We start from the raw sequence: 12,138 nt of genomic DNA, 5'->3' as shown, positions 1-12,138 counted from the left end.
AATCCAGGGATAACGGCCCGGTCGACGACTTTCCAGGCATCGACCCCCAGCGCCCTGCATTGCAACCGTCCGGTTCATTGTCGCGCCGCGTGACGCAGCGCGGTGCCCGAGCCACAAAGGCACGGACACCGCACCGGGTCAGTTGTTCGGGCAGGCTAGAGGCCGGCTACCTGGTTGATCCAGTCAAGGCTCGTGGGGACAGTGGCGGCCACCATGGGGCCGGTGCAGACACCCGACGAGTTGTAATTACCCCAAGAAGTCACGCCGACCTGGTAGCGCAGGCCGTCGACGAGCTTGAACTGCGGACCACCGGAGTCTCCGGAACAGGCAATGCCGTTGCCCTTCGAGCTCTTGATGCCCCGGCCGCCGATCCAGTCGTCGGCGTTGATGTCGGTGACCTTGATGGTCGCCCGCTTGAGGTTCACGGACGGGGAACCACCGATCTTGCTCTGCGAGCCCCAGCCGAAGATGTAGTTCGTGGTGCCCTCCACGGGGCTGGCGCTCGCCAGACGTACGTGCTCGGAGTTCGCGTCGCGGGTGAGGTGGAGCAGGGCGATGTCGTGGTTGGTGCGCAACTTGATGTCGTCCACCTCGATCACGCCACCACCGCTGTTGTACTGCTTACTCTTGACCCGGACCTGGATCTTGGAGGCGTCCTGGCCGATCCCCGTCTCCGAGAAGCAGTGCTTCGCGGTGAGAATCCACCGTTCGGCGATGATGGATCCGGAACAGAGCAGATTGCCTCGTCCCGTGCCCGCATCACTGTTGTCGTACAGGATCGCGGCTATGCCATCCGCCGAGTCAGCGGCCTCACCGTTCACGATCGCCGGATCCTCGGTCACTCCGTCTCCTGTGGCGCCGATCGGCAGGAACTCGGTGAGTTCTGCGTCATCCGCCATCGCGGAGGGCGTAGCGGCTCCGACCAGGCTCGCTCCAATGATCGCGGCCGCAGTCACGAACGTACGAATTCTCAAAGCTCATCCTTCGGGTAGTGCCGAGACGGGAAGATGACGAGAGGCCGTGAGCGCACCTCTCACAGACCGGCCACTTCGTTGATCCAGTCGAGACTGGCCGGCACACTCGCGTAGGTTTGGTAGCCCTGGCAGACACCGCCGCTGCTGGTGACCGTGGACAGCACGCCGACCTGGTAGCGCAGACCGTCGACGAGCTTGAACTGCGGGCCACCGGAATCCCCGTAGCAGGCGTAACCGTTGATCTTGTAGCTACGGATGGCCTGACCGCCGTAGTAGTCCACGGCGTCGGTGTCGGTGACTTCGACCGTCGCGCGCTTGAGGTAGGTGGAGGCGCCGCTGTAGCCGTTGGTCGAGCCCCATCCGAAGATGTAGTTGGTGGTCCCCACGGCCGGATTCTTGGTCGGTAGACGCACGTACTCGGCGTTGGCCGAGCGGGTGAGGTGCAGGAGTGCGATGTCGTGGCTGGTGCGCACCTTGGTGTATTCGACGTTCACCACACCGCCGCCGCTCGTGCGGTCGAGGCTCTTGACTCGGACCGACAACCGGTCTGCGGACAGCTTCGCCCCGTCACCCTCGATGTCGAGGACGCAGTGCTTCGCGGTCAGCACCCATTCGGCAGCGACCAAGGAGGCGGAACAGCGGAACTCATCGTCCAGGAGCAGCGCACCCATACCACTGGCCGACGTAGCGGCTTCACCGTTGACGACGGCGGGCGATTCACTGTCGTCTCCCGAAGTCTGAGGGAGAGCCAGAACTTCTCCGTCGTCCGCCAGTTCGGCAGCAACAGCCGGTGATACCAAAGCTGTCGAGCCAGCCACGGCCAAGGACGCGGCCACAGCCACAGTCGCCAGAAGGGAGCGGAGTCTCATAGTCGTTGCGATCCGTTCGTCCAGTAGAGCCACTGGGCTACGGCCGTCCCGGTGGACCCCGCCGGCCGACTCCGCAGCACCTGAATGCGAGAGCATGTTCGACGCAACCGCTGAAAACGCGCTGAACGTGCGCTGAAACGGGGCATGGGCTCCCGCGGTGGCATCCAGGGGCGACCACCTCCCCGACCGGGCATGGTGTGCCGACGGCTGCAGCGGGCGATCTCGACGCCGCCCGGCAGCACCTGGGCGGCAGTCAGCGAAACGACCACCTTCGAGAAGCAGACCGACCGGCGCCACTCCGCCAAACGCCGCAAAGCAGTCGAAGCTGACGGCCCCGACACGGCGCGGAAAATTCGCCCACCCGATATCGCGCCGACAGGTTCCACACAGGTAAATCCGACAGATCGGCACGAAAGGGTGGCTTCGAGGGAATCAAGGCAGGACAGAGGGTATTGTTAAGGTAAATTAGCGGCATCAGAGGGGTGGGCGAGCTGCATCTGAGGGGGCGCGGTGAATCGGGTGGAATTCCGACTTCTTGGACCTGTGGGGATCTGGCACGAGGGTCAGCTGTTGGGGCACACGACCCCGCAACAGCGCAGCGTCCTGTCGACGCTGCTCCTGAATTCCAATCAAGTCGTCCCAATAGAAAACATGGTGCGTGCACTGTGGGGAGAGGAGCCACCGAATTCCGCCCGCAATGCCGTACAGGGATACGTATCCAAGCTCAGACGCACCTTGAAGGATTTCCCTGAAAACGAGATATCCACTCACCTGCAAGGGTATTCACTCAGGGCAGACAAAGAACAGGTAGATCTCCACCGCTTTCGTCACCTGGTCGACATGGCCCAGAACGCCGATGCCGTGCGGGCGGGCGAACTGCTACGCAAGGCACTCGACTTGTGGCACGGCCCGCCGCTCTCGGGCGTGGCTGGCCATTGGCTGACCTCAACGGCCGGTGTCTACATGGAGGAGGAACGGCTTTCCGCACTCGAGGAGCACGCCACGGCTGTCCTCGAAGCCGGTCGAGTACACGACGCGATCAGAGACCTGACCTCCCTTGTCATCGAACATCCTCTCCGTGAACGCGCTGCGAGTCTACTCATGACAGCACTTCACAGATCAGGCAGACGCGGTGACGCGTTGACCGTTTTCCGTGATATACGACGCCATCTCGTAAAAGAGCTCGGTATCGAGCCGGGTAGCATCCTGCACGATACGCATCAGCAGGTTCTGAGTGACATTTCTGGCGTTCTACGTGAAAATAAAAGCGCTCCCCAAGAAGAGTGCGCAGGAGTCAGGCATTAGAACACCCTGATTTGTCTGTGACTGCCGCACCAGTTTCGGCCCTGTGTGCCCGCGATAAGGGCCGGTCTACCGAGCACCGCAGCCAGGCCGTCGGTAGACCGGCGTCCCTGTTGCCCAAGGCCTCCGTACACACGCGTGCCGTCCTGTGGTCGAACCTCGCCGTATCTTGCGACGGCCTCCGAGTGCTCCCGTCCCCCCTTCCCTCCCCGGCCAAGCCCCCGCTTCGCCCTCCCGCGCGCCGCCGCGCCGTCCCGCGTCCACGGCGACATCACGGTGCTGCCGGCGGGCACGCCTACCCGGATGCATCTGTAGCGCACCAGAGTCACTCCGGTGGCGAAGCAGATCTGTCTTCGTGGCGTGGAGCGGCACGGCGACGAGCCCGCGGAGCGGGCGATCGTATCGGGAGGGCCGGGGCAGAGAGCCTGGTCAGTGGGTCGGCGGAGCCGGAGTGAGCCGCCGCGGGCCACCCCGGGACGAGGGCCGTTCCCACAAGGGACAGTCGCTGATCATGCGCGGATGTCATCGGATTACTCCACCTGCAAGGCGTGATCACAAAGAGGCGTTGGCGATCATAAGGAGACATGCAGGGATGCGCCGGGCCGGACGCGCGTAGCGTGCCCAGTGTGCAGCTGCGATACGCCTTCCGCCTCTACCCCACCGCCGGTCAACAGGCCGCGCTGGGGCGGGCGTTCGGCTGCGCCCGGGTGGTCTACAACGACGCCGTGCGCGCCCGCCGAGAGGCCCACGCCCAAGGCCTTCCGTACCCGAAGCTGGGCCTGTTGTCCCGCCTGTTGATCACCGAAGCCAAGCGGCGTCCCGAGCGGGCCTGGCTAGGTGAGGTGTCCGCCGTGGTGCTGCAGCAGTCGCTTCGCGACTGCGAGCGCGCCTACACCAACTTCTTCGCCTCCTTGAAGGGAGAGCGCCAAGGGGCACGGGTGGGCGAGCCGCGCATGAAGTCCCGCAAGGACCACCGGCAGGCGATCCGGTTCACGGCCAATGCCCGCTGGTCGCTCACCGCCTGCGGCGAGCTGAACCTGCCGAAGATCGGCGAGGTGAAGGTGCGATGGTCACGCACCCTGCCCGCCATGCCCTCCTCGGTCACCGTCATCAAGGACGCGGCCGGACGCTTCTTCGCGTCCTTCGTCATCGACACGGACTCCCACGCCGAAACGGAGCACATGCCCGAGACGGACCAGTCCGTCGGCATCGACCTGGGCCTTGCCCACTTCGCCGTACTTTCCGACGGCACGAAGATCGATTCACCGCGGTTTCTGCGCCGCGCGGAGAAGAAACTGAAGAAGGTCCAGCGCGAGCTGGCCCGCAAGCAGAAGGGATCCAACAACCGCGAGAAGGCCAGGGTCAAGGTTGCCCGCACGCACGCTCAAGTGGCCGACGCACGTCGCGAGTTTCTCCATCAGCTGTCCACGAAGGTGATCCGCGAGAACCAAGCAATCGCCGTCGAGGACCTACCGGTGAGAGCGCTGTCGCGCTCCACGATGGCCAAGTCTGTGCACGACGCGGGCTGGGCCCAGTTCGTCGGCATGCTGAAATACAAGGCCGCACGGTATGGCCGCATCCTGATACAGATCGGCCGGTACGAGCCCACCAGCCAGGCGTGCTCCGTGTGCGGCCACCACGACGGACCCAAACCCCTCGACGTACGCGAGTGGACCTGTCCCGCATGCGGCACGGTCCACGACCGGGATGTCAACGCCGCACGTAACGTGAAAAAGGCCGCTGGACTATGAACAGGCGACCGAAAGGTCGTCGCGGTCTCAAGCCCGTGGAGCGCAGGTAAGACCAGGCCAGGTGTGCTGGCACCGCGTGAAGAAGCAGGAAGCCAAGGAATCCCCACCGGGCATGGTGCCGCGAAGCGGCACAGCACCGGTGAGGAAGGCCAGAATCCTCGGGATTCACCAGGAGGAGCAAGTCAATTCGACATCCCGCACCGCCGGATCGGCCAACTGACCGGCGGCCACCTGGAGCGCTTCGAACGCTTCCCTGCGTTCCTGGACCCTGCGGCCTGCGGAACGCTTCACCCACGGCGACGGTGGCGCGGCCTTCAAGGCCCAGATGAGCAAGGTGGCCTTCCCACCGGGCATCCTGCCCTCGAACGACGCCCACCTGACAGCCTCACTCACCTCCCACTTTCGGCTGGAAGCAGAGACGCATTCCAAACTGGCCCTGGACAATGCCCTGTTAAAGCGAGAGCTGAAGCGAAGCGCCGCCAAACCGACGGCACCGGACGGCATCTGTCCAACGCCGCTGCCGCCGCGCAGTGGGCCGTCCCATTCGCGAAACACTGCAGTCGGGTCGGCAATAAACGCCGGCAATCAAGAGTGCGCCGTAGGGGGCACGGGGAACCGCGCGACCAACGCGCAGTCGCGCAGTAACCACATCCCAGAACTCCTAGGCGGCCACAACCGCCCGCCCCTTCAAAACCCTCCGGGCCTTCCGCACAGCCCGCCGCACCACAGACGACGGCGCATGCTCCCGATACCCCGGAAACGCCCGAGCCTCCCGCACAGGAGCGAGATACACCCGGTCCGGTATCCCCGCGGAGGCATCCCGGAAGTACGGATACACCAGGTACACCTCCCGCCCCTTCTTCTCCAGCAGCGCCGCCGCCTGCTTCTTCGCCTTCACGAACTCCACGACCGGCACCAGGAGTTCGGGCCTCTCCTCGGCGACCAGGTGCAGCCGCAGCCGCTCGTCGACCCGCAGCCGCTGCGCCACCCCGTCCGTCCAGAACTCCTCGATCAGCGGCTTGGCCAGCTCGAACTTGTGCCGCCGTACAGCCTCGCTGTCCTTCAGGAACCTCGGCCCGAACTGCGGCAGCAGCGTCACCACGAACGGCCGGTGCATCAGCGAGTCCCGCCGCTCCCCCGGCGGCACGAACTCGGCGATCAGATTCATCAGCGCACGCGCCGAGTCGAACCGCAGGGTGTAACTCCCGCTCTTCGTCACGTGCTTGCCGTCCGAGCGGCCCACCAGGTAGTAGCAGGTGTAGTCGGCGAGCACCGAGACCCCGTCGGCCCGCAGATACGCCTCCATCGTGAACAGCGCGTCCTCGCCGGTCCACAGGGACTCGTCGAACCGCATCCCGTGCCGCTCCAGGAACTCCCGGCGGAACAGCTTCTGCGCGCTCAGCGTGAACTTGATGTTGGAGGAGAAGACGTCCGTACGCTCCAGCGTCCTGCCCCACATCGACTGCGGCGGCTTGCGGTTGACGCCCTCGACGCGGCCGAGGACCACGTCCGTGCCGTTGCGGTCGGCCATCGCGACCATCCGCTCCAGCGCCTCGGGGCCGAGCCGGTCGTCGGCGTCCAGGAAGAAGACGTACCGCCCGGAGGCCTTGCCGAGCCCGACGTTGCGCGGGCCGCTGGGCCCGCCGGAGTTGTCCTGCCGTACCACCGTGACCGGCATGGCCACGCGCGCGGCGAACTCCTCCAGGCACTCCCCCGTCCCGTCGGTGGACCCGTCGTCCACCGCCACGACCTCGATGCGCCCCGGGCCGATGGTCTGCGCCTCGACCGAAGCCAGGCACTCGACCAGGTACGGCATCGCTTCGTACGCCCCGATGACGACAGTCACATCAGGCTGCGCCACGGTCACATTTCCCCCTAGTCACGGAATGTTTCCCCCGAATCATCATTTTGGCTACCTAGTAGACGGACGACCCGGGCTGTGGGTTGCCTGTAGATACGTAAAAAGGGCCCGGTTTTCGAGGATCACTCCTCGAAAACCGGGCCCTTCTCACCGTTTTCACACGGTGGGCGGCCTCATGCGGTGGGCGGCTGCGCCGACAGCGCGTCGGAGAGCTCGTCGGCCCCCGGTGTGCCGGCCGCGGCGGTCCGCGACTCCTGGCCGAGATTGCGCGTCTCGGCCTTGAGCGCCAAGTCCGCCACCGCGGTGTTGAACTGCTGGATGGAGGTCGGCTCGTCCGGGCCGAGCAGGTACTGCTTCAGCTCCTTGCGGTCCTTCGCCAGCGAGTCGGCGGCCGGGTCGCGCACCGCGCTCAGCAACTCGCCCAGTTCGGCGGCGGAGTTGGAGAGGATCGTCGCGGCGCGCACGGCGGTGTTCTGCCGCTTGAACTCCTCCACGCCGAGCTCCGCGGAGTCGGTGACGGCGTACGGCTTGCCGCTCGCGAGGAAGTCGGAGACCACGGAGGAGATGTCGGAGACCATCGCGTCCGAGACGTTGAAGCAGTCGAACAGCCGCGGCTCGGCGCCGGAGATGACCCGGTGCTCGAAGCTGCCGAAGGAGCGCCAGTACGCGTCGTTCCACTCGGCGCGCAGCCGGGCGACCTCCTCGTGCTTCTTCATGTCGACCAGGCCGTCCCGCGCGGCCTCGGCCTCGTCGCCCCGGTCCCTCCCGGTGCCGGACAGCTCGGCCAGCCGCGCCTCGATCCGGACGAGTTCGGCCTTGGCCTGCTCCTGGGCCGCCGCGTCCGCGGTGAAGCGGGAGTCGGCGGCACGCTCGGCGGCGGCCTTCTCGACCAGCGCGACGATACGGCGGTGCGCGGCGCCGGCCTCCTTGCTCACGGTGCCGGTGAACGGGTGCGCCTTGTACAGCACACGGACCGGCGGATCGGCCTTGACCAGCCTCTTCACGATGTTCTCGCCGGCCAGCACGATCGAGGTGTTGCCCGGGTCGCCGTCCCAGCCCTCCCAGGTGGGCGCGTACAGCACGGTCGGGATACGTCCGTCCGGCACGCCCTCCCAGCCGCTGATCGGCGCCAGCTGCGGGCGGCCGACCTCCACGATGTCGTCGTCACGGACGCCGACGTCGGCGATGGCGTAGCGGTCGCGGCCCGCCCGGCCGGCGGTCCACACCTCGTCGTACACCTTGCTGAACGGGTTGACGCTGGCCAGCTTGTCGCTGTCGCCGTGGCCGATGAAGACGTGCTTCATGGTGGGGACGCGCAGCAGGTGGATGTTCTTGCCGACGTTCGCCGCGTAGAGGGCGACGCGGACCGTGGTGAGGTCCATGTTCATCAGGTGCACACCGCCGGGCACGCAGATGACCGGGACCGTGGTGGGCGACAGGTTGTTCAGGATGACCCGCTCGCGCAGGATGACCAGCGGCCTGGAGTCGAGCTGCTCCATGGTCTCCAGCCACATGTTGACCTGGTACGCGGAGTCCTTGGACCCGGAGAAGTACAGCACCGTCTCCGGGCGGTACTCGCGCAGCCAGGCGCTGATCGTGTCCAGCACCTTGTCCGGCTTGGGCGGCAGCCGGTCGGCGCGCAGGTGCGGCATCAGCAGCAGGACGTACAGCGCGCCGAGGAAGAGGGTCACGCCGACGCCGATGTAACCGGCGAGGTCGAGGTCGTCGCCGATGGCGCAGACCAGCAGGCCGGCGACGGCCGCGAGGTCCAGGTGGAGCATCTTCTGCCCGGCCTTGGTCAGCAGGGCGCGCGGCGGGGCGTCCGGGATGGTCAGCCGGGAGGCCAGGTCGACGTTGCGGGTCACGACCGGCATCTGACGGCGCTTGCCGATCAGGGTGACCAGCGCTCCGTGTGGGGCCTGGAGGCCGAAGAAGACGATGAAGCAGGCGATCGCCGCGTAGAAGACCGGCTCCTGCGACAGGCCGAGCCTGGCCAGCAGCAGGACGAGCAGCAGCTCACGGATCAGGAACCGGATGGACAGGCCGGCTCGGACCTTGTTGAGCAGGTTGATGAGGTAGCTGCCCTTGCGGTGCAGATAGTGGTCGGCCAGGTACGTCACGGCTGCCGCTGCGGCGAAGGCGGGCGCGCTCGGGATGATCGCGGCCAGCAGCAACGCCGGGTAGCCCAGCATCATGAGCGCCGCCGCGGCCAGCTCGGCCGCGCTGCCCACCCGGGCGACGCGAATAGCGGTGGATATCACGGAGAACCTGCTCTGGGAGGGGAGTGCCGGTTTTGTTCTGTTTACGTATACAGGCTTTTTACGTATACAGGCCCCTGCGAAGCCCCGGGTCGATGCACTGCCTAATGCACTGCGTTAACGCCGGAAAGCAGAGGCCTGAATAACGGAAGACTAATTGGCGTCGATTATTACACGCCGTCCTGTCGGTCCAGCACCGAGGCCAGGGCCGCCTCGAAGCCGGAGGCCTGCGCCGCGCCCGCCGTCGGGTCCTGCTGGCGGACGTCGATGACGTGCCCGGTGAGCTCGGACAGCAGCACGTCCAGCGAGGTGCGGGCGACCGCCTCGGAGGAGAGCAGCGAGCCCGCGGGCTCCTGGCCGAAGGCCTTGGTGCGCATGGGTGTCGCGGTGCGCTCGGGGTTGATGCAGTTGACGCGGATGCCGTCGCCGGCCCACTCGTCGGACAGTGCCTGGGTGAGGTTCACCATGGCGGCCTTGGTGGAGGAGTAGAGGCTGTACTCGGCGCGGCCGCGGGTGTAGCTGCTGGAGGTGTAGAGCAGCAGCTGGCCCTTGGTCTCGGCGAGGTACTTGTAACTCGAACGTGCGATCTGCACGGGGGCCAGGTAGTTGACCTTCAGCGCTTCCTCGATGGTCGCGTTGTCGGTCTCGGCCAGCTTGCCGATGCGCAGGACGCCCGCGGTGTTGACGACGTAGTCGATCCGGCCGGTCTCGGCGTACGCCTTGGACAGCGCGTCGTCGACCTCCTCCGGGTTCTCCACGTGGGTGCCGGTGGTGGAGCGGCCGAGGGCGTACACCTTGGAGCCGTAGGACTCGGCGAGCTCGGCGATGTCCTTGCCGATGCCGTACGAGCCGCCGAAGATCACGATCGTCTTGCCGGTGAGCAGCTCGCGGTAGGCGGCCTCGTCGACCTGCTCCGGCGCGACCATGGAGGCGAGCTGGAACAGCTTGTCGGCGATGAAGACGTCGACCGGCTGGGTGACCTTCATGTTGTACTCGTCGCCCGCGACGACGTGGATCGGCACGTCCGGCAGGTACTTCAGTACGACGGAGCAGTCGTCCGTGGCCTGGAAGTTGGGGTCGCCGGCCGCGACCTCGTAGGCGCGCTTGATGGTCGACAGCTTGAAGGCCTGCGGGGTCTGGCCGCGGCGCAGCCGGGAGCGGTCCGGGATCTCGGTGATGAACTCGCCGTCCTCGCCGTGCGTGCGCGTGACGATGATGGTGTCCGCGGACGGGATGGCGACGTCGACCGCCTGGTAGCGCTGCAGGGCGGTCACGCAGTCGTCGATCACGCGCTGCGACAGCAGGGGGCGCACGGCGTCGTGGAAGAGGACGTTGAGGTCCTCGCCGTCGGCCAGGCCCTCGCCGAGGGCCGCGATGGCGCGCTCGGTGGTCTCGTTCCTCGTGTTGCCACCCTCGATGATCTTCTTGACCTTGGTGAACCCGGCCTTGGCGACGATCTTCTCGACGTCGGGCACGTAGCCCGGCGCCATCAGCACGATGATGTCGTCGATCGAGTCGGCCTGCTCGAAGGTCGTCAGGGTGTGCTCGATGACTGCCTTGCCTGCGATCTTCAGCAGCTGCTTGGGGATCGAAAGACCCACACGCTGGCCGGTACCACCGGCCAGGATCACTGCGGTGGTACGGGGCTTGGCTATGTGCTGGGACACAGAGGACCTACCTTGGGGCGTCAGGGAACGGGGAAATGGTCCCACTTGCGGTTACCGCTGTGCAAGGTGAGCGCCGTTCGCTGCATATGTACGCGCTACCTGGTATTCACCTTGCACTGCTGGTGGCACCGCGAGCCCCAGTGGGACCAGAGGGAAATCCGAACCTCGGTTGCTGTGAGTAACCGCACAGCTTTCAGTGTCGCCGCAGCTTCTTCAGACAGCGGTGGCACAGCACCTTCACAAGTTCCTTGGAAGAAGTCTGGTGAACCGTGCGCGCCTTGGCCGCCGAGGTGTGCCGCACGGGTGCGGCGGCGGCCGCGGCGAGAGCGCCGTACAGGGCGTGGGCGGCCACTTCGGGGGCGATCCGCGGCTCGGCGGGGGCTTCCCAGACGGGCGGCTTCGGTACGGCGGTGAGCAGCGCGGGGTCACCCAGGACGCGTACCCCGAGTCCGCCGATGCGCTCCACCATCTCGGCGCCGACGCCGGCGGCGGCCTCCAGGGCCCAGGCCGGGGTGCTGATCTTCACGTCCTCGGGCGAGGGGCTGCACGTATTCTTCATATGCATCACGGCGCCATTGCGCACAAGTTTCGAATACAGCTCGTCCGGCAGCTCATTGCCGCGGAATTCCTTGTTAAGATTCCGCAGCATTTCGGTCTCGGCGAGAGTAAGGGAACGATTCGCCGTGTCCGGAACCGGCTGCAGAAGATTGGCCGGAAGTCCGAGCAGCGCCTCGAAGGTGCGCATGAGCCCGCCCTTGTCGCTGTCGTCCACGACGACCACGGTGACCCGCTCGGGGCCGACCACCCGGGCCCACCGCTCGATCAGCCGGTCGTGCCGGTGCCGGCGCCAGAAGCTGGGGTTGGGCTGCTCGTACGGCGCCTTCTTGAGCATGTGGGTGAGCCAGTTCTCGTAGCCCATCCGCAGCCCGTTCTGCACGTACTGCTGCCACTGCGAGGGCATGATCTTGGCCAGCGGGCGCAGGGTGACCAGGATGTGCACGCGCTCCCCGCCGAGCTGCTCGACGATCCGGGCGATGGTCGCCTCGTCGTCGGCGTCGGCGAAGAACTCGCTGCTGACGACCGAGGTCCTCGCACCGGTGGCCTCGACCTGGCCCAGCAGCTTCGTCCAGTGCTGGTCGGTGGGCACGGTGTCGCCCATCATCGCCGGCCGGGCGCAGGCGGCCAGCGCGGCCTCCATCGGGTGCCGGGTGTGCGCCGGGAACTCCACGCCGTGCGCGGGCAGTTGGTCCTTGGCGGCGAAGAGCGCGCCCTGGATCGAGGTCGTCCCGGTCTTGTGCGGGCCGATGTGCAGCAGCCGGGTGCCGGCCGGCAGTGGGGCGAGTCCGTTCATCCGGGCTTCGTCTCTCGTACAGTCCGTCTCCATGGTTAAGGGACGGTAAGAGTAGTACCTGAGACTTACCTGAGAGAGGCCTGGGACACAGATGAGTCCCAGGCT

The 12,138-nt window shown here is 66.4% G+C and carries 7 protein-coding genes and 1 pseudogene; 2 read left to right on the top strand and 6 right to left on the bottom strand.

Annotated features, from left to right (window positions below; genetic code table 11):
* Positions 1 to 155: 155 nt before the first annotated feature.
* Complete coding sequence (locus tag ABZ848_RS19520; protein ID WP_360833286.1) at positions 156 to 899, bottom strand: trypsin-like serine protease; 744 nt, start codon at positions 897 to 899, stop codon at positions 156 to 158.
* A gap of 134 nt (positions 900 to 1,033) precedes the next feature.
* Positions 1,034 to 1,843 carry a trypsin-like serine protease gene (locus ABZ848_RS19515; protein WP_360833284.1) on the bottom strand — a complete coding sequence of 270 codons (810 nt, stop codon included), beginning with the start codon at positions 1,841 to 1,843 and terminating at the stop codon, positions 1,034 to 1,036.
* Positions 1,844 to 2,413: 570 nt separating this feature from the next.
* On the opposite strand from ABZ848_RS19515, the gene ABZ848_RS19510 reads away from it, so the two are divergent.
* Both ABZ848_RS19510 and ABZ848_RS19505 read left to right on the top strand, forming a co-directional pair.
* Complete coding sequence (locus ABZ848_RS19510; protein WP_360833282.1) at positions 2,414 to 3,148, top strand: AfsR/SARP family transcriptional regulator; 735 nt, start codon at positions 2,414 to 2,416, stop codon at positions 3,146 to 3,148.
* Between the two features lie 623 nt (positions 3,149 to 3,771).
* Positions 3,772 to 5,019, top strand: a pseudogene (locus ABZ848_RS19505) (RNA-guided endonuclease TnpB family protein); the annotation flags it as partial.
* Between the two features lie 538 nt (positions 5,020 to 5,557).
* Here the strand turns inward: ABZ848_RS19505 and ABZ848_RS19500 are convergent.
* The 4 genes from ABZ848_RS19500 to ABZ848_RS19485 form a co-directional block, all read right to left on the bottom strand.
* Positions 5,558 to 6,763 (bottom strand): glycosyltransferase family 2 protein, encoded by a 1,206-nt coding sequence (locus ABZ848_RS19500; RefSeq protein ID WP_360833280.1) that lies wholly within the window; start codon positions 6,761 to 6,763, stop codon positions 5,558 to 5,560.
* 167 nt (positions 6,764 to 6,930) lie between these two features.
* A complete protein-coding gene (locus ABZ848_RS19495; RefSeq protein ID WP_360833278.1) occupies positions 6,931 to 9,018 on the bottom strand; it encodes a hypothetical protein in 2,088 nt (695 codons plus the stop codon).
* A gap of 167 nt (positions 9,019 to 9,185) precedes the next feature.
* Positions 9,186 to 10,682 carry a bifunctional cytidylyltransferase/SDR family oxidoreductase gene (locus tag ABZ848_RS19490; protein WP_360833276.1) on the bottom strand — a complete coding sequence of 499 codons (1,497 nt, stop codon included), beginning with the start codon at positions 10,680 to 10,682 and terminating at the stop codon, positions 9,186 to 9,188.
* Between the two features lie 193 nt (positions 10,683 to 10,875).
* Positions 10,876 to 12,066, bottom strand: a complete 1,191-nt coding sequence (locus tag ABZ848_RS19485) for a hypothetical protein (RefSeq protein ID WP_360833274.1) — start codon at positions 12,064 to 12,066, stop codon at positions 10,876 to 10,878.
* Between the last annotated feature and the right edge of the window lie 72 nt (positions 12,067 to 12,138).

This window comes from Streptomyces sp. NPDC047081 (genome assembly GCF_040643775.1).
Taxonomy (GTDB): domain Bacteria; phylum Actinomycetota; class Actinomycetes; order Streptomycetales; family Streptomycetaceae; genus Streptomyces.
Note: the sequence above shows the minus strand (reverse complement) of the source record. Positions and strands in the feature narration are given on the sequence as shown.